Annotated in this window: 12 protein-coding genes; 4 read left to right on the forward strand and 8 right to left on the reverse strand. The window is 61.1% G+C overall.

All coding sequences use genetic code 11. The features are described 5' to 3' along the window. The 8 genes from JO015_20930 to JO015_20965 all read right to left on the reverse strand — a co-directional run. The coding region (locus JO015_20930) for a glycine dehydrogenase (aminomethyl-transferring) (GenBank protein ID MBW0001567.1) at positions 1-654 on the reverse strand (654 nt) is incomplete at its 3' end. Positions 655-1,065: 411 nt separating this feature from the next. Continuing rightward, positions 1,066-4,179, reverse strand: coding sequence for an efflux RND transporter permease subunit (locus tag JO015_20935; GenBank protein MBW0001568.1), 3,114 nt, complete (start codon positions 4,177-4,179; stop codon positions 1,066-1,068). A 21-nt stretch (positions 4,180-4,200) separates the two neighbouring features. Then, the gene (locus tag JO015_20940) at positions 4,201-7,386 is read right to left on the reverse strand and encodes a multidrug efflux RND transporter permease subunit (GenBank protein MBW0001569.1); all 3,186 of its coding nucleotides are present in this window, start codon (positions 7,384-7,386) and stop codon (positions 4,201-4,203) included. Positions 7,387-7,409: 23 nt separating this feature from the next. Next, a complete protein-coding gene (locus JO015_20945; GenBank protein MBW0001570.1) occupies positions 7,410-8,987 on the reverse strand; it encodes an efflux RND transporter periplasmic adaptor subunit in 1,578 nt (525 codons plus the stop codon). Positions 8,988-9,664: 677 nt separating this feature from the next. Then, entirely contained in the window at positions 9,665-11,404 is a 1,740-nt protein-coding gene (locus tag JO015_20950; protein ID MBW0001571.1) for a glycosyltransferase family 39 protein, read from the reverse strand. A 1-nt stretch (position 11,405) separates the two neighbouring features. Further along, positions 11,406-12,761 (reverse strand): sigma-54-dependent Fis family transcriptional regulator, encoded by a 1,356-nt coding sequence (locus tag JO015_20955; GenBank protein MBW0001572.1) that lies wholly within the window; start codon positions 12,759-12,761, stop codon positions 11,406-11,408. A gap of 43 nt (positions 12,762-12,804) precedes the next feature. Continuing rightward, positions 12,805-14,010 carry a PAS domain-containing protein gene (locus tag JO015_20960; protein ID MBW0001573.1) on the reverse strand — a complete coding sequence of 402 codons (1,206 nt, stop codon included), beginning with the start codon at positions 14,008-14,010 and terminating at the stop codon, positions 12,805-12,807. Next, the gene (locus tag JO015_20965; protein MBW0001574.1) at positions 14,007-14,783 is read right to left on the reverse strand and encodes a hypothetical protein; all 777 of its coding nucleotides are present in this window, start codon (positions 14,781-14,783) and stop codon (positions 14,007-14,009) included. The genes JO015_20960 and JO015_20965 overlap by 4 nt, the downstream gene beginning before the upstream one ends. Before the next feature lie 238 nt (positions 14,784-15,021). Here JO015_20965 and JO015_20970 point away from each other — a divergent pair, with 238 nt between their 5' ends. From JO015_20970 to JO015_20985, 4 genes are all read left to right on the forward strand, one after another. After that, positions 15,022-15,663, forward strand: coding sequence for a MotA/TolQ/ExbB proton channel family protein (locus JO015_20970; protein MBW0001575.1), 642 nt, complete (start codon positions 15,022-15,024; stop codon positions 15,661-15,663). 20 nt (positions 15,664-15,683) lie between these two features. Next, positions 15,684-16,100 (forward strand): biopolymer transporter ExbD, encoded by a 417-nt coding sequence (locus tag JO015_20975; GenBank protein MBW0001576.1) that lies wholly within the window; start codon positions 15,684-15,686, stop codon positions 16,098-16,100. A gap of 21 nt (positions 16,101-16,121) precedes the next feature. Beyond that, positions 16,122-17,213, forward strand: a complete 1,092-nt coding sequence (locus JO015_20980; protein MBW0001577.1) for a TonB C-terminal domain-containing protein — start codon at positions 16,122-16,124, stop codon at positions 17,211-17,213. 518 nt (positions 17,214-17,731) lie between these two features. Beyond that, positions 17,732-18,826: serine/threonine protein kinase (locus tag JO015_20985; protein MBW0001578.1), on the forward strand; the 1,095-nt coding region annotated here is incomplete at its 3' end.

The following is an 18,826-nucleotide window of genomic DNA, read 5'->3' on the forward strand; positions in this document are numbered from 1 at the left end:
GTGGTCAGCCACCCGCACGCGGATGCCGCGCGGCTCGGCGCGCGTCTGGACCACCGCAAGGGTCTGGGGGTGGCAATCTGCATCGACAAAAAAGGTGCGCGCCTCGGGCCGGGACCGCACGGCGAAGGCCAGGCTCATGGCTTCGGCGGCCGCGGTGGCTTCGTCCAACAGCGAGGCGTTGGCCAGGTCCAGGCCCGTCAGGTCAGTGATCAGGGTCTGGAAGTTGAGCAGCGCTTCCAGCCGGCCCTGAGCGATTTCGGCCTGGTAGGGGGTGTAAGCGGTGTACCAGCCCGGGTTTTCCAGGATGGTGCGCTGGATGACGGGGGGCGTCACGGTGGGATGGTAACCCAGGCCGAGGTAGTTTTTGGCCAGTTGGTTCCGGGCGGCCAGAGCGCGCAGGCGTTGCAGGGCCTGGAACTCCGAGGCCGGGGCGGGCAGCGCCAAGGGCCGGCGCAAGCGGATGGCGGCGGGCACGGTCTGCTCGATGAGTTCCTCCAGGGAGGCGCAGCCGATGACTTGGAGCATTTCGGGCAAGTCCGCCGCCTGCGGGCCAATGTGCCGCTCCGCAAACGAGTCAGGATTGATCGCCGGTGGTTGGGAGAAAGATAGCTTTGGTTCTAATCTTCGGGAACGATGGGTGAATACAGCTTTCATGTTCAGTTCGAACCTCACGCGCGAACGTGCAGTCGCTGGGGTCCCCATCGACGTTGAAGCAGGGGAACTTTAGCCGAAACCCACCGAGTAGCGTTCGGAGCTCGGAGTTCGGCGTTCGGTCACACAGCGGGCACAACGTAAGAGTTCACACGGCGAACACGGCGGGAAGAGGAAAGCTTTCGGCGTTCGGAGGCGCCGTCGTCGCCGCATGTCGGGCTCGGCAGCTGAGACCGCGTCACCCCCGGTCCTTGCTAACCCGATCACGCGGCGGATCTGCTGACCTCACCCTTTATGGGCGGCATTTCCCGCGTTCAACGGCTTCCGCGGCGGATCGACGTCACCGAGCGACCACGGCAATCATCATGCCTTTGAACTCCGAACGCCGAGCTCCGAACCCCGAACTCTTCTCTTTCAGGCGTGCGCGGGTTCCGGCAAGCGGGGCTGAGACAGACGGGAAGGGAAGCGGCGGCGATGGCGCAGCCGGTCGAGGTAGAGATAGATGATCGGGGTCGTGTAGAGGGTTAGGAGTTGGGAGATGAGCAGGCCCCCGATGATGGCCACTCCCAGCGGTTGCCGGATTTCCGCGCCTTCACCGCGTCCGAGGGCGAGGGGAACGGCCCCGAACATGGCGGCGAGGGTAGTCATCATGATCGGCCGGAATCGAACGATACAAGCCTCATAGATCGATTCTTTCGGGGACAGATCCCGGTCCCGTTCCAGTTCGAGCGCGAAATCGACCATCATGATCGCGTTTTTCTTCACGATCCCGATCAGCAGGATGACGCCGATCAGGGAGACGATCGAGAAGTCAACGTGGCAAACCAGAAGCGCAAGCAGCGCGCCCAGCCCCGCCGAGGGCAAGGTGGACAGGATGGTGATGGGATGGATGTAACTCTCGTAGAGAACCCCGAGGACGATATAGACCGCGATGAGCGCGGTGAGGATCAGGATCGGCTCAGACGAGAGCGAGTCGGCAAAGACCTGGGCGGTTCCTCCAAAGCTGCCCCGCACGGTGTCCGGCATGCGGATGGCCTGCGCCGCTTTTTGAATTATCGCGGTGGCATCACCCAGGGAGCTGCCGGGATCGAGGTTAAACGAAAACGTCACCGACGGAAACTGGCCCTGGTGATTGATGGCGGTGGGGGTATTCGTGTACTCGAGCTGCGCGACGGCGCTCAGCGGGACCGCGATCCCGGTATTGCTTTTCACGTAAATTTTATCGAGCGCGGTCGGGTCTTCCAGGTAACGTGGTAACGCCTCGCAGACCACATGGTACTGCGCGCGGTTGGTGTGGATGACGGATACTTCACGTTGGCCGAATGCGCTGTACATCGCCAGGTCGACGGCTTGGGGTAAGACGCCGAGCCGCGAAGCCTTGGTCCGGTCAACCACCACGTTCGCCTCCAAACCCCGGTCCTGCTGATCCGTGTTCAGGTCCTTCAGGATATTGTATTTCTTCAGCTCATCCATCAACTTCGGGACGTAAGTGTTCAGGTCCTCCAAGTTAGGACTGACCAAGGCGTAGATGTACTGGCCGCTCGAGGCGCGGCCGCCGGCCCGGATATCCTGGATGGCGGTAAAGAACGCTTTAATCCCGGGAATCTTCGCCGTTTTTCCGCGTAACCTGGCCACGACCGCGGAGGCCGAATCAGCCCGTTGCGCCTTCGGTTTGAGGGTGATGAACATGCGGCCGGAACTACCTGACGCGCCGCCTCCGCTACCGACGAAGGAGCTAAGGGATTGTACCGCCGGATCGTGTCTGACGATTTCGCTGACTACATCCTGCTTCTTCGACAGAGCCTGAAAGGAGACGTCCTGGGCGGCCATGGTCAAGCCCATGAGCAACCCGGTATCCTGCTGAGGGAAAAACCCTTTCGGCACGACGTTGTAGAGCCACACGGTCGTGCCGATGGTGCCGGCGGTCACTAACAACATCAGAAAGGAATGCCGTAACACCCAACGCAAGGTTACGCGGTAGAAGTTCAGCATGGCGTTGAAAGCGGCCTCGGTGCGGCGAAAAAACCAGTGCTGGCGCTGGTGCTCGGTTTCCCTGCGCATCCACCGCGAACAAAGCATCGGCGTCAACGTGAGCGAGACGACGGCCGAGATAAGGATCGCCACGCTGAGCGTGACGGAAAATTCATGGAACTGCCGGCCGATGATCCCGCCCATGAAAAGCAGCGGGATAAAGACGGCCACCAGGGAGACGCTGATCGAGACGATCGTAAACCCGATCTGCCCAGACCCTTTGAGCGTGGCTTCCATCGGGGTCTCTCCCTGTTCGACGTGGCGGACGATGTTCTCGATGACCACGATCGCGTCGTCCACCACAAAACCGACCGAAATGGTAAGGGCCATCAGCGAGATGTTATCCAGGCTGAAGTTGAGCAGGTACATCGCCGCGAAGGTGCCGCTGATGGCAAGCGGGACGGTGATGCAGGAAATGAAGGTTGTGGACAGCCGTCTCAGGAACAGAAAACATACCAGCACGACCAGCCCGACGCTGATGAGCAGGGACGTCTGCACGTCGGCTACCGACGCGCGGATGGTTTGGGTCCGGTCAACCTGTACGTCAAGATGAACGGCCGGCGGGAGCCAGCGGCGGAGTTGCGGCAGGAGCGCCTTTATCTGGTCCACCACCTCGATCACGTTCGCATCCGACTGTTTGTGAATGATGACAGAGACGGAAGGCTTCGAGTTGTACCAACCCGCCTGCAACCGGTCGACGGTGGCATTAATCGCGTGACCGACGGTGCCCAGGGTAATGGGGGTACCGTTTTTTTGGGCGATGATGAGGTTCTGGTACTGATCAGCGTCGAACAACTGATCGTTGGTATTCATCGTGTACCCGAGGCGCGTTCCGTCGATCTCGCCCTTGGGTTCATCCTTGTTCTCGCCCGCGAGGACCGTGGCCACGTCGTTCATGCTCATCCCCATGGAGGCCAGCACGGCCGGATCCACCTGGACGCGGACCGCCGATTGCGCGCCGCCGCCCAGATCAACCTCACTGACCCCGTTCACCTGGGAAATGGCGGGCAACAGCAATTCATTGGCGTAATCGTACACCTTCGAACGCGGGATGCTGTCGGAGGTGAGGGCGAGAATCAGGATGGGCGTGTCGTTGGGGTTGGCCTTGCGATAGGTCGGCGGGTTAGGCAGCCCGGCCGGAAGCTCGCTCGACGCGGCGTTGATCGCGGCCTGAACATCTCTGGCCGCGCCGTTGATGTCCCGGCTCAGGTCAAACTGCAGGACGATGCGGGCGCCGTTCATCTGGCTAGTGGAGGTGATCTCGTTGACGCCGGCAATGTTGGCGAAGCGGCGCTCCAGCGGCGCAGCCAGGGACGTGGCGGCGGTCTCAGGATCTGCCCCCGGATAGTTGGCCTGAACGTTGATGGTCGGAAAATCTACCTGCGGCAGCGGGGCGACCGGTAGAAAATGATAAGCGACCAGACCGGCCAGCATCAGCCCGATCGCCAGGAGCGAAGTGGCGATGGGCCGGCGAATAAAGGGTTCCGAAATGCTCATGGCAACTAACTGCCGGTGCGGTCAGCTCAACACCGGCTCCAATTCCTCTTTTTTGGCCGGCGCCTCTTTACGGCGGCGGGTAAAGAACGTGCCGAGCTTATCCATGTACAGGTAAATCACCGGCGTGGTGTAGAGCGTGAGGATCTGCGAAAGGAGCAAACCGCCGACGATGGTGATACCCAGCGGCTTGCGTAACTCCGAGCCGGTGCCTTCCTGGATGGCCAGCGGCAAGGCGCCGAGCAGGGCTGCCATCGTCGTCATCATGATCGGACGGAAACGGAGCAAACAGGCCTCATAGATCGATTCTTCCGGCGTCTTGCCCCGTTCCCGCTCAGCCTCAAGCGCGAAGTCGATCATCATGATCGCGTTCTTTTTAACAATCCCGATCAGCAGGATGATGCCGATCAAGGCGATGAGCGAAAAATCTATGTTTAGCAGCAACAGCGCCAACAACGCGCCGACGCCTGCGGAGGGCAGGGTCGAGAGGATGGTGATCGGATGGATGTAACTCTCATAGAGAACGCCGAGCACAATGTAGATCACGACGATGGCCGCCAGGATCAACCAGGGTTCCGAACTGAGCGAAGACTGGAACTCCGCGGCGGTACCGGTAAAACTGCTGGTGATGGTGTCCGGCATGCCGATCGCATCCTTTGCCTGCTGGATCGCCTGGACCGCCTGGCCGAGGGATTTACCCGGCCCGAGATTAAACGAGATCGTGGCGGCCGAGAACGAGTTCTGGTGCAGAATTACCAAGGGTGCGGTCGTGGTCCGCATGGTGGCGATCGCGGAAAGCGGCACCTGGATGCCTCCGGCGGTGATCTGGCCGCTGGCCGTAATGGCGCCGGTGACGGAACCCTGGCCGGCGTTGTTACCGGTCGCGTTCACGTAGATTTTGTTCAGCGTGTCCGGCGAACTCTTAAACTGCGGTTGAACCTCCATCACCACCCAGTACTGGTTCAGCTGGGTGAAGATTAACGAGATCTGGCGTTGGCCGAAACAGTCGTACAATACGTTGTCAACCGCATCGATCTGCACGCCGAGCCGGGACGCCTTCTGGCGGTCGACGTCGATCACCTGCTGTAAGCCGTTGGACTGCTGGTCGCTGGCGACATCACTGAGTTCAGGATGTTTTCGCAATTCAGCCAGAAACTTCGGCGTCCACTCGGCCAGCTCTGCGGCATTCGTGTCCTCCAGCACGTACTGGTACTGCGTACGGCTGATCCGCGTGTCGATCTGGAGATCCTGCACGGATTGCATGAACAAGGAAATGCCCTCGACGTTCCCGGTCGCTTCCCTCAGGCGGGCAATGATCTGGTCGGCGCTTGCGTGGCGCTGGTCGCGCGGTTTCAAGATGATGTAAAGGCGCCCGGTGTTCATCGTCGCGTTGACCGTCCCGGCGCCGACGAAAGAGGCGACGGCCTGCACGTCCGGGTCTTTTTCCACGATGTCGGAGATCTGCCGCTGGCGCGCCAGCATCGCCTGAAAGGAAATGTTCTGCGCGGCATCCGTAACCCCGATGATTTCGCCGGTATCCTGCTGCGGCAGCAGGCCTTTCGGGATGACGACGTAGAGGTAGATCGTGGCGACCAGCGTGGCGACGGCGATCAGCAACGTGGTGAAACGATGGCGCAGGACCAGTTTCAACCCTGCTTCATAGAAATGAAGCATCCCTTCGAACATGCTCTCGGTCCATCGAAAAAACCTGTTCTCCTGATGACCTTTCTTGATCGGTTTAAGGAACCGGGCGCACATCATCGGCGTCAGGGTCAGCGAAACGATGGCCGACACGATCACCGCGACGCTCAGCGTGATGGCAAATTCGCGAAATAACCGGCCGACGATCCCGGTCATGAAAAGCAGGGGGATAAAGACTGCGATCAGCGAAATGCTCAGGGAGATGACCGTGAAACCGATCTGGCGCGATCCCTTGAGCGCCGCTTCCAGGGGCTGTTCTCCTTCTTCGATGTAGCGGAAGATGTTCTCGATCATCACGATCGCGTCATCCACGACGAAGCCGGTCGAGATGGTCAGGGCCATCAACGACAGGTTATTCAGGCTGAAGCCGAGCAGGTACATCACCCCGAAGGTGCCGATCAGCGAAAGCGGCAAGGCAACGCTCGGGATGACCGTGGCCCAGACCCTTCGCAGGAAGATAAAGATCACCAGGATCACCAGCACGACCGTCAACAGCAACGTGAACTGCACGTCCCGGACGGAGGCCCGGATCGTCTCGGTCCGGTCGGTGAGAACGGACACCTTGACCGAGGGCGGGAAGGAAGCCGTCAGACGCGGAAGCAAACGTTTGATGCGGTCGACGGTCTGGATGATGTTGGCGCCGGGCTGGCGCTGGACGTCCACGATGACGGCCGTTTTCTTGCCGACCCAGGCGGCTAACTGGTCGTTTTCGACCCCGTCGAACACGTTGGCAACGTCACTCAGCTTTACCGGTGCGCCGTTACGGTACGCGACGATCAGCTTCTGGTACTGGGCCGCATCCAGCAGCTGGTCATTGGAATTGATGCTGTAAGCTTGCCTGGCCCCGTTGAAGCTTCCTTTGGGCTCGTCGGTGTTTGCCTGGCTGATGATGTTGCGGATGTCTTCAGGGCCCAGCCCGAGCGCGGCCAGGGATGACGGGTTAAACTGGATGCGGACGGCCGGTTTCTGGTCTCCCTCGATCGTGACGAGGCCGACCCCCTGAACCTGGCTGAGTTTTTGCGCAAGCAGCGTGTCGGCAAAGTTGTTAACCTGGGCAATCGGCAGCGAATCCGAGTAGATCGCCAGGGTCAAAATCGGGGTATCGGCCGGATTTACCTTGTTGTAGACGGGCAGGTTAGGCAGATCGCTCGGCAGATAACCCCTGGCAACGTTGATGGCCGCCTGCACATCCTGGGCAGCCACGTCGATGTCGCGGTTCAGGTTGAACTGCATCGTGATCGTGCTGACGCCGAATGAACTCGTCGAGTTCATCGAGCTTAACCCGCTGATCTGCGCAAATTGCGTCTCCAGAGGGGTGGTGACCGCCGTGGTCATAACGTCCGGGCTGGCCCCGGGGTATCGGGTAACGACCTGGATCGTGGGAAAATCAACGGTCGGCAGCGACGAGATGGGCAGGAGGAAATACCCGAGCAGGCCCAACAGGATGACCCCCACCATCAGCAGGGAAGTCGCGATCGGCCTCCGGATAAAGATCTCGGAAACGTTCATGGTCAGTCCTACGGGCCGTCTAATTAATGAAAATGACGGTGCGCCCCGCCGCTCGGGTTGGGCTGCTGGTCATTAAACGTCTGGTTCTGCTGGTAAGGATTGGGAGTGCCGGCCGGGACGGGTGGCCTGCCGGCGTTCTGGGCCTGGTAGGCTTCGAGCTGACCCGGATTCGGGGTTTGCTCCGGAGCAGGCGCCTGGCTGTTCGCCGCCACCGGCCCGTTGTCGCCCGCGCTGCCCGCCTGGTGCCTTGTTGCCCTCCGGCCCGCGCCAGCGGCGCCCGGCTGCCGTCCATTCTCGTTGGCAGCCACCTGGGCCTCGCCCTGTTGTTGTTGCTGCTGTTGTTGCTGTTGCTGATCGGGATTGGCGTTCTGCTCGTTTTGGGCGAGGGACTTGGCCGCCTGGCTGTTGGCCGGTACGATCTCGACCTTCATGTTCGGCTCGAGTTTGTACTGGCCGTCGACGACCACCTGTTCCCCTGCCTGTAACCCTTTGTTGATCAGGGCCTCTTCCCCGTCAATCTGCCCGACTTCAACCGGCCGCATTTCAGCTTTTTTGTCCTGCGTGATCACGTAAGCAAACGTCCCATTCGGACCCCGTTGCACAACCGAAGCCGGAACCACCAGCCCATCCTTCTTCGTTTCCACCAGCAGGCGGGTGTTCACGAACTGGCCGGGCCAGAGCTGAAAATGAGCGTTATTGAAGTCCGCTTTCAGTTGAACGGTGCCGGTGGTCGTATCGATCTGGTTGTTGACCACCGCCAGCGTGCCGTCATCTTCAAGCTGCTGGCTCTGGGTTTCGTCCAGGGCGATGACCTTGAGGGGCCCCTTGGCAAAGGCCTGGTTGATCCGGGCAACGTACTGCTGCGGCAGGGTGAAGACCACCGAAATCGGCTGCAGCTGCGTGATGGTCACGAGGGTCGAGCTGGGATTCACCAGGTTGCCTTCGTCCGTCTGCCGGATACCGCAGCGCCCGTCGAGCGGAGCCGTCACCTGGGTGTAGCTCAGCTGGGTCTGGGCGTTATCGACGGCGGCCTGGTCCCCTTTGACGGTCGCATCCAGCTGATCAACGAGGAAGCGTTGGGTATCGTACGTCTGCCGATCCAAAACGCCTTTGTTGAGGAGATCCGTGTCCCTGGTGAGGACTCCCTTGGCGTTGTTAAGCTGGGCGTCGTCGGCGTTCTTCCGGGCGATCGCCTGGTCAAGCTGAGCCTGGTAAGGGCGCGGGTCAATGACGCCCAGCACATCACCCTTTTTTACGTCCTGCCCCTCCCGGAACTTTACCGAAAACAGGTAACCGCTGATCTGGGGGTGAACCACGACGGTGTTGTAGGCCTGCACCGTCCCGATGCCGTTCAGATAAATCGGCACATCCTTCTTCTGCACCGTGCCGGCCACCACCGGCGCAGGCCCGCCCGGGCCGCCCCGTCCGCCCGGACCGCCACCATGGCCGTGACTGCCTCCGCCGTTTCCTCCCTGGTTTTGACCCGCCGCAGCCTGCCCTTCGGGGGTCGCCGGGTGCATAAAGTGCGTATAATAAAACCAGCCTCCTCCCGCCAGAATGAGCAGGGATCCCAGGATCAATAACCAACGCCGTGAAGCCATAGCGAATCTTCTTTTCTTCTTAACCAAACATACGAAGGACGTGAGGTGAATTGCTGCTTACGTAGTAGACTCTTATGCGGCGCAGGACCTTCACGCTAAAGCGATCGGTTCGTCGGCATCGTGCGCCTTGCCTTACGGGGTTTGCAAAATTCATCAGTGCGGCGGGCTTAAGGTTTCTCAGGCCGGAGGGAACGCCCCAACGGACGTACCCGGCAGGGAGAAAATAGGCAGGTTGCGTGCCCAGTCACACGGCGGGCACGGCGTCACACCACGATCACAGCGGGGAAGACGGGCACAACGAAAGAGTTCACATGGCGAACACGGCGAGCCACAGCGAACACGGCGGAAGAAGGGCAAAGGGTTCGGAGTTCGGTCACACGGCGGGCACGGCGGGTTGGGCGGGCACGACGTAAGAGTTCACACGGCGAGCCCCGGCGACCACGGCGGAAAGAGGAAGAGTTCGGGGCTCGGAGCGGAAGAGAATGGCACAAATGACACCGAGTGCCGGGTAAGAGAGGCGCTATATCCGTCGTATGCCCCCTAATCTGTGTCAATCTGTGTAATCTGTGGATGTTTTCTCTTTTCTGCGTTCTCTGCGGATGATTGTGTCTTCCCGCCGCGGCAAGGTTGACTCCGGCTATCGGGTGCCTCCGAACTCCGAACTCCGAGCCCTCCCTCTACCGGTGCGATTCTTCCCACCGGGCCCGGTCGGCCAGCAACAGGCATTGGCCGCCGGCCAGAAAGACCCGCGAGCGCAACGGAAAAGCTTCGACCGAACGGTCGAGCCCGAGCACGAGCGCGGCCCAGTTGCTGTACTCGCCCGAAAGCAGCTGCGACGCGTATCTGAGGTCGCGCGTCAGCGGCGTCAGGTAAAGCATGACGATCGGCCCGCCCAAGGTTTGATAGTCCATGTACTCTCCAAAGGTGGCGGGCTTGTCCGGGAGCCAGAGTCCCTTGCGATCACCGTACCAAGCCACGGCCCAGGGCATGTCGGACGAGATGACCTCGTTCGGCTTCGACCACCGCTGGAGATTCTGGAGCATGCTTGGAAGGTAGGGGGGAAAATTGACGGGCGGATTGCCCGGCAGAAACCCGATCAGGGACGGCAAGGCCGAGATCATGCCCAGGCCGACCAGAAGCAGTACGCGCAATACGCCCGGGTCTGCGTACAACCGGTTGAGGACGATCAGGACAAAAGCCAGGCCGTAAAGGGTCATGGGCGGCCCGAACAGAAGGTGGATCTGGTTAGGGTCAAGCCATTTGGTTTCAATGCCGGCCAACACCGTGCCGACGAATGTGCCGGCCCACATCAACCCCAGGGCCCATTTGAAGCTGTCGGTGGCCGGCCGTCTGAACCGGTGCAGCAGGGTCAGGAAGAAGATGGGTGCGACCAGCACGCCTCCCAGCAGGGTGCCCATGGCCTGCAGTTGGTCGATAAAGCTCGCCTGGATTCGTCGCCGGAACAGGTTGGGGGTGATGGACGCCAGATCAGGCGCGGGTCTACGCAGCCAGCCGCTCTCGGTATTGATGACGTCATGTAACCAGGCGAACGGGCTCAGCCCAAAGGGCAGGTGGCTCACCTGGTAATTGTGCCAGATCCAGAGTGAGAGAAGGCTGAGGCAGCCCAAAGCAGGCACGGTCGCCGCGTAGAGGCGCGGCCGGAAGTGGAGTGCGCAGAAGATAAAGGCCCCAATCGCCACAAACAAAGTAAGTGGCTGGGTGAGGCTCATCAGCCCGAAAATCAGACCCAACAGCGCCAGTGAAACGTAAGGGAGCCGGTCCCGGTTTTTCGTTTGGAGGGCCTGTTCCAGGCAGGTGAGGGCGAGACTGAAGAGGAACAAAAGCAGCATCTGGGGCAGGCCGGACAATGAAAACTGCCAGAACTGATCAGCCAGAAGGATGAAAACGGCAGCGGCGACGGCGATCCGCTGGTCGAACAAACGTACGGCCAGCCGGAACGTGAGCAGTACCGAGAGCAGGAAAAACAGCATGCTCGTTGCCGCAATCACCCGGTCAGCGGCATAGACCGGGTGAGCAATATCGACCTGCATGGCCCAGGTAGACCGGGCCGCACCAAGGGCGACCGCATTCACCAAGGGTTGGAAGGGCGCATGGTAGACTTCGGGCAGATGTTCCGGGACCACCCCTTGGGACGGCGATTGGGCCTGCTGAAAAAGAGAAATCTCAACCGGGCGGTAATTTTTGGTGCTGAATCCGTGACCGGCGGCGATCTCGCGGGCGACCTGGGCCTGGTCGATTCCGTCCTGGGTGGAAAGGCCGCGGAACTGCACAAGGAGGTAAAGCAGGGCAAGCGCAAGGATGCCGGCCGCAATTAACGTCAGACGGATAGCCCCGGCCCACCTGCCTTGTTCTAGGGCGCGAAGGAAGCTCTGCAGCTGAATTCCACCGCTCGCCATGTCAATCCGGCAGATTCAGCTCGCGCAACCGCCGGTGCAGCGTACGGCGGCTGATGCCCAAACGTTTGGCTGCTTCCGTCCGGTTGCCATGGCTTTCTTCCAAAGCGCGCATGATTAGCCGGATCTCATTGTCATGCAAATTCATTTGATCGGATTTGGCCTCGGACCTCGGACTCAGGTCCGGCGTATCACCGCGGACGGTGGCCGGCAGGTCGCGCAAGGTGATCTGCGGGCCGGTTGCCAGGGTCACACCCGAATCAATGGCGCCCTTGAGCTCGCGCACGTTGCCGGGCCAATTGTATTGCACCAGACGGTCCATGGTTTCGGGAGACAACGGCCGCAACGGTTTGCCGTCCCGCTGGCTGATCTCTTTGAGGAACGCGGTGGCCAGGAGTGGAATGTCCTCCTTGCGCTCACGCAACGGCGGCACCCGGATCTGGACGACGTTCAGGCGATAGAAAAGATCCTCACGGAATTTTCCTTCGCGGACGAGTTCGGGGAGGTCACGATTGGTGGCGGCGATCAAACGCACGTCCGCCTTGATGGTCTGGTTGCCCCCGACGCGTTCGAACACGCCCGGATCCAGCGCCCGCAGCAGTTTTACCTGCACGCCCGGATCGATCTCGCCGATCTCGTCCAGGAAGAGGGTGCCGCCGGCGGCCTGCTCAATGCGCCCGATCCGGCGTTCAATGGCGCCGGTGAACGCGCCCTTTTCGTGTCCGAACAATTCGCTTTCGATCAGTTGCGGCGGAAACGCCGCGCAATTGACGGCCACGAATCTGGTTTTCTGGCGGCTACTCAGGTTGTGAATCGCGTGGGCAATCAGTTCCTTGCCCGTGCCGCTCTCGCCCATGATCAGGGCGGTTGCCCGGCTCGGGGCAACCTGGCGAATGGTGTCGTAGATGCGGTGCATGGCCGGTGATTCGCCGATGAGATTTTCAAGGCCGAACCTTTCGTGAACCTGTTGTTTTAACTGCAGGTTTTCCTGTTCGGTCTGGCGGCTCCGGATGGCGCGCGCGACCTTGATCTCGAGCTCATCGATGTTGACCGGTTTGGTGACAAAATCGTAAGCGCCATGCTTCATGGCTTCGACGGCCGTGGCGATCGAGCCGTAGGCGGTCATGAGAATGCAGATGGGGGGACGTGGCCGGCGCAGGATTCGATCGATCAATTGCAAACCATCATCGCCGCCCAGCCGCAGGTCGGTCAGGACAAGGTCAATCTGGTCGGCATCCAGGGCGGTCAGCGCTTCAACGGCATTGCCGGCCGTGTAAACGTCAAAGTTTTCCTCAAACGAACGGCGCAACCCCTCGCGGGTGTGCTTTTCGTCATCGACGATGAGGATGGTACCCTGCATGGGAAAAAACCGGAACGGATTCGACGGCCGATTACCTGCGTCCTTACTTTTCTTCCGCGATGTCCGGCTGGCTGTCGCCGGCTTCAAGTAACCGGACGCGTTTATCGCCATGCGGCAAATGCACGGTGACCTGGACCCCTTTACCCTCATTACTCTCGATCTCGATTTCACCGCCGTGTTCGCGGACGATCCGGCGGACGATCAGGAGCCCCAAACCTGAGCCGTTGGATTTGGTCGTGTAATAAGGGCGGAACAGTTTGCTCATGTTTTCCGGCGAGATTCCACCGCCGGTGTCGGCGAACGTCACGGAGACGTAGGCCTCATCCCACCAGGAACGAATGTGCAGGATCCCGCCCGTGCGCATGGCCTGGACCGCATTTTTGATAACGTTGTAGAAGGCTTGCTTGAGCTGGTCACGGTCCACCTCGGCCCTGGGCAGATCCGCTGCCAGGTCCATTTCCATCAGGATGTCGCGGTCCTGGATCTCGGTACGGATGAAGGAAACGGTTTCTTTGAGAAGTTCGTTGATATCGGCGGAAACGAATTGGGGGCTGGTCGGCCGGATGGCACGCAGGAATTGCTGGATGATGGAATCGAGCCGCCGGATTTCACCTTTGGCGACGTCGAGCAATTCCTGGATGCTGTTGCGCACCTCTTCGGGCACGCGGCGCAGCTTCCGGTCGATGAGTTGCAGGTGAATATTCAGGGAGTTAAGGGGGTTCCCGATCTCGTGGGCAACGCCCGCCGCCAGCAGGGTCAACGCCGATAATTTTTCGCTCTCGATGGTCCGCTCCGCCGTTTTCCGGTCCTCGGTGATGTCCCGCAGGATGATGACGTGCCCGACCATGCTGCCGTGGACGGGCATTTTGCTTGCCCCCGGGTGGTCGTCGAGATGCAGCGGCGTCACGTAAAAGTTCAGAAAACGATGCTGCGGATAAAAGATTTCGATGTCGCGGCTGACGGTCCCCCCCATGGAGCGCAGGGCGAGCCAATCGAGCCCGCGCAGGACTTCGGTCAACGGCCGGCCCAGCACGTTCTCATCGTCGACCGCAAAGAATTGCTGGGCGGCGGAGTTCAGGAACTGAATTTTACCCTGCATGTCCGTGACGATGACGCCTTCCTGCAACGCATCAAAGATCCGTTCCAAAAACCCTTTTTCCCGGGCCAGCCGGACCAGGTAATTCTGCACCTCCTCCGGTTGGACCCGCCGGATACGTTCGATAAGTTTATCGATAAAGCCCGACCTCATGGTTCAAAGTTGATGGTGGATAACCTGGCGAGGGCGGTGCTGTAGAGCGCCGGCGGAATTTGTTCGGCTCCAGCCGTCTCGGCGGCTGACGGGCTCCAAAGCTCAGGCGGTAAGGCATGCATGAAACGCATGGACAGAACCTGCAATTTGCCCGTCCACTCCGGAGAGTCCACGGTCAGATGACGAATCTGATAATCTTTCTGGCGCACCACGACGGTAGCATTCCAGGGAGGCGGCCGATTGCTCTGGATGAGCTCAGTGGCGGGATGCAAGTCGATGCTCCAGGCCGGCTGGTTTTCGGCGTCTTTGGCCGGCTGGAAACGGCTGATCTGGAAGAGGGCAGGCAACAGGACAATCTGATTGTCACGCAACGGTAAGCGGAAATCGGGGATGGCGGTAACCGGCCCGGGTGGCCCGGCGGCGGCGATGACCCGATCAGCTACCGCGCGCGGGTAGATCCAGACCTGTTGTCCCTGCCGGCAAAAGATGATGTGATCGCCCGGACCCGCGGTTTCAATCCGCAGCCGGTCCGGCATCTGCAGACTTACCCGTAAGGTGCGGTGCAGCAAAGAGCCTGCGGCCAGCGAACCGTTTGTGCCCGATGCTTCCTGCAGCACCACGTCCGCTTGCATCGCTTTGATGGACGATTTGGAATAAAAAAGCGCCCCGTAAGGCTGTAGCACGTGGGCGAGCACATCGTATTTGTTTTCTGCGCGCGCGCTTTGCTCCACCCATATCAGGCCCATGAGGGCAAGCAGGCAGCGCCATGCCATACGGCGGTTTTCGATCACCGGTTACAATAATGGGGAGTTGCCCCGAAACGCAATCCGCATAGCGCGCAGAGATTGCACTTCTGGTACGGGACGCTAAAACATAGCGGTTGTGCTTGGTGTGACGTGTCTGCTGGCCGCCCAGACCCGAGGGCTGGTCTATGCCTTTACCGAAGCGACCCTGGAAGGAAAGCTGGTGCTCGCCGCCCTTTTTATCGGATCAATCTTCAGCTGGTCGGTCATGATCACGAAAATCCGGGTGGTACGCCTGGCGCGGATGCAGAATGACCGTTTCCTGGAACTGTTCCGGTCGGACCGCCAGCCGCTGAACATTTACGATTCGAAAATCCGCTTTGACGGTTCGCCGCTGTATTCGATTTACCGGGCCGGCTGCAAAGAACTCGCGTTTCACCTGCTTGGGTCCACGGAAGCCGACGACACGTTCCGGGCGCGGCTGGAAACCGCGGAACGCATCATGCCGTCGCAGATGCGCGTGGTCACCACCGCGATGGAACGCGCCGTCGGCGAGTCCGCGTTGCGTTTGGAATCGCAGATGATCCTGCTGGCCACCGCGGTCAGCGGTGCCCCGTTCCTGGGGTTGCTCGGGACGGTTTGGGGCGTGATGGATACCTTTTCCGGGGTCGCCTTGGCCGGTTCCGCCAACCTTCAGGCCATGGCGCCGGGCGTTTCAGGCGCCCTGATCACGACGGTAACCGGCCTGCTGGTCGCCATTCCTGCCATGTTCGGCTACAATTTCCTGGTCACCAGCATTCGTTCCCTAATCGTGCAAAATGACAACTTTGCCGCCGAACTCGCGTCCGAGTTCGAGCACAAGTACGTTAATCACTCGCATTCGTGGCGTCCGGAGTTGGCCGACAAATGATCTTTTACCCGCCCGCCGCCATGCGCCGTTTCTCTGACCGTCACACCGTTCATACGCTGACCGAGATCAACGTCACGCCGCTGCTGGATCTCGCGTTCGTGCTGCTGGTCATCTTTATCATCACGACCCCGCTGATGGAAAACAGCATGAACCTGATCGTGCCCACCAGCACGGATGCCACGCAATCGATCGACCCGGCACAGGTTCAAACCATCTCGATCGATAAGGACGACGTGCTCCAGTTTAACGGCGAGACGGTCGACGCCGCCGGCTTAGAAAGCCGGCTGAACGCGCTGCACGCCGCCAAGCCGGACGCGGCCGTCATCGTGCGGCCGCACCGGGACCTCAGCGTGCAAAAGTTCATTTCGGTCATGGACATCCTTCAACGCGCCAAAATCACCAAGGCCGGCGTTTCCACCCGTCCGGATCAACCCTGAAGCTTCACCGCCCTGCCGCGCATGAGTGAGGAACACCGGCCGAAACCGCGTGGCGGTTTCAAGATGGTGTTGGCCGTGATCACTGCGGTGCACCTGCTGGGGTTGGCCGGGTTCCTGATGCTGAGTCTGCATCCGCCCAAGCGGGCGGATCAAGAGCTGGTTTGGGTAAACCCCGGCTCATTCGGCGGAAGCATCCCAGGCAAAATCGATGCCGCGCCGGCCATGAGCGTTGCGCCCTCAGCCGCGCCGTTGCGGCCGGCGGTGGAGAATGATGAGCCGCCGGACGCCGCTCCGGTGACTGCCCCGGCGGGACCGGAAGATGCGCAGGCTTCCGTGTCTACCACCCCGGCGCCGGCCACGCCCGTGGCGGCCCCAGACCTTCGGATACCGGAGACCCCGCCTCCCCTGCCGCCGCTGCCCGCACCGACTTCAGACCTGACGTTCGCGACACCCAGCCCGCCGCGCGCGACCCCGGCACCAACGCCGAAACCGGCCCCCGTTCCCACGCCGGTCCCGGCCCCGAAACCGGTGTCCAAACCCAGGCCGAAGCCGAGTCCGAGCAGTACCCCCAAGGTGCACACCACGCCGAAACCGAGCGTCAAGCCAAAGCCCAGCCCGAAGCCGGCTCCGGAAAGGAGCCCGGAAACTGCGCCGAGCGCCAAACCGCCGGCTGGCGCCAGGACGGGTACGATCGCGAAAAACGGGGACAAAGCGCATCGCGCTGAACGCGTCGATAAGGGCGATGATGGGACCGCCGGGCACGCAGGCGCTACGGGTGAGGGCAGCGGAACCGGCTCAGGCCAGGCAACCGGGACCGGGAACGGAAACGGAGAAAACAAGCTGGCCTACTACGCGGAGTTGATCAAAAACCGATTCCAGGCGGCCTGGAATCAGCCTCACGGTGAAATTACGGCGGGAACCGAATTGGTTGCGACCGTCCGGCTCAGGATCCAGCCGGACGGGAGCGTAACCGAGTTTAGCCTGGTCGAAGGGTCCGGCAATTCGGTGGTGGACGAGTCCGTGCGCGAGGCGGGACGAAAGATTACGCGTCTCCCACCGCCTCCGGGTGGAAACGTTTTCAATCCGGTCGTGCGCTTTGAACTGGGTGACTAGGTGGAATGCCACGGCAGAGAATGCCACAGAGGGGAGCGGGGAGCGGGGAGCGGGGAGTGTCGGGTCACACGGCGGGCACAGCGGGTTTGGCGGGCACAACGTAAGAGTTCACACGGCGAACACGGCGAGCCACGGCGACCACGGCGGGAAGAGGGGGAAGGGGAAAAGCGTTCGGAGTTCGAAGCGGCATCATTGGGGGTGAGCTGTCGGTGTCAAGCGCCGGTTTCGTGGATCTTTTTCTGCGTTCTTTTGCGTGTTCTGCGGATGATTTAATCTTCTCGCTGTTGTCGCCGTGTTCCGCCGAAAGACCGGGCCCGGTTATGCGGCGTCTCCGAACTCCGAACGCCGAACTCCGAACGCTTCCTCTTCCCGCCGTGGTCGCCGTGTTCCGCCGTGGCGCCGTGTGATTCTCTTCCGCTGTGCCCGCGGTGTGAGCGCGTCCGATCGGGCCGTGCAATCTCGTTTGCCACTGCTTGATGATTTTGCTTTAGTAAAATTTCTTCCTTTCTCACGGTTCCATGCCAGAAGACGACCGCTATCAGCATTACAAGGTTCTCAAGCGGGCCGATGGCAGTTTGTGGGAATTGGGCCGGGGTGCCATGGGCATCACCTACAAGGCCTATGACACCAACCTGCGTTGCACGGTGGCCCTGAAGGTCATTAACGCGGCCTACCTCGAAAGCGACACCGCCCGGCAGCGTTTCCTGCGCGAAGCGCGCGCGGCGGCTGCGCTGCGGCATCAGAACGTGGCGGCGGTGTTCCACCTGGGGACTGACCACGGCAACTATTTTTACGCCATGGAGTTCATCGATGGGCAGACCATCGATGAGTACATGAAACAGAAGGGGCGGCTCGAGCCGTTGGAGGCGCTCGACATCGCCCTGCAGGTTACACGGGCGCTCACCGCCGCCGCCCGCCAGCAACTGGTGCATCGCGACCTGAAGCCGGCGAACCTGATGCTGGTTGACGAAGATGGCGAAAAGGTGGTCAAAGTCATCGATTTCGGCCTTGCGAAGAGCGCTAAACGCGAGGGGGGAGACTCCGGACCGTTGACCGTGGGCGGCGGCTTTGTGGGCACCCCGCATTTTGCCAGCCCGGAGCAGTTGGAAGAGGGCGACATCGACGTGCGCTCCGACATCTACTCGCTGGGGGCGACGTTGTATTACCTGGTGACGGGGCGGCCGCCCTTTGCCGGTTCGGTGGCGCAGATCATGAGCCAGCACCTGTACAAGCCGGTGCCGGCCGAGCCGCTGCAGGGATTCCCGGCCCCCTTCGTCGCCCTGATCGTGTCGATGTTGGCTAAAGATCGGGATCAACGGCCCCAGACGCCGATCGAACTCCGCCAAAAGATTCAGACCTGCTTGCAGGAGCTGCGTGCAGCCGGGACCAGCAAGGCTGCACCGGGACCGGCCAACCATGTGCGGCCCGACACCACGGCAACTTTGACGCTGGTGCTCCCGTCGGGTCCGCCGGTGGCGGTCGGGGCGGTGTTCGCCCAGAAGTACCGGGTGGAGGCGGCGCTGCCCGACCACCTGGCCGGCAAGTGCTACCGCGCCGTCGAACTGGGGCCGCGCGCCCTCAACGTCCGCTTGCTGGTCTTGAGCCGGGAGTTC

This window comes from Verrucomicrobiota bacterium, assembly GCA_019247695.1.
Taxonomy (GTDB): domain Bacteria; phylum Verrucomicrobiota; class Verrucomicrobiia; order Chthoniobacterales; family JAFAMB01; genus JAFBAP01.

Excerpts from the sequence above, each read along its gene's own strand:
- JO015_20975 (MBW0001576.1), top strand. The coding sequence starts at position 15,684 with ATGCGCCGTTTCTCTGACCGTCACACCGTTCATACGCTGACCGAGATC.
- JO015_20980 (MBW0001577.1), top strand. The coding sequence starts at position 16,122 with ATGAGTGAGGAACACCGGCCGAAACCGCGTGGCGGTTTCAAGATGGTG.
- JO015_20950 (MBW0001571.1), bottom strand. The coding sequence starts at position 11,404 with ATGGCGAGCGGTGGAATTCAGCTGCAGAGCTTCCTTCGCGCCCTAGAA.
- JO015_20960 (MBW0001573.1), bottom strand. The coding sequence starts at position 14,010 with ATGAGGTCGGGCTTTATCGATAAACTTATCGAACGTATCCGGCGGGTC.
- JO015_20955 (MBW0001572.1), bottom strand. The coding sequence starts at position 12,761 with ATGCAGGGTACCATCCTCATCGTCGATGACGAAAAGCACACCCGCGAG.
- JO015_20965 (MBW0001574.1), bottom strand. The coding sequence starts at position 14,783 with ATGGCATGGCGCTGCCTGCTTGCCCTCATGGGCCTGATATGGGTGGAG.
- JO015_20970 (MBW0001575.1), top strand. The coding sequence starts at position 15,022 with ATGATCACGAAAATCCGGGTGGTACGCCTGGCGCGGATGCAGAATGAC.
- JO015_20945 (MBW0001570.1), bottom strand. The coding sequence starts at position 8,987 with ATGGCTTCACGGCGTTGGTTATTGATCCTGGGATCCCTGCTCATTCTG.
- JO015_20940 (MBW0001569.1), bottom strand. The coding sequence starts at position 7,386 with ATGAACGTTTCCGAGATCTTTATCCGGAGGCCGATCGCGACTTCCCTG.
- JO015_20935 (MBW0001568.1), bottom strand. The coding sequence starts at position 4,179 with ATGAGCATTTCGGAACCCTTTATTCGCCGGCCCATCGCCACTTCGCTC.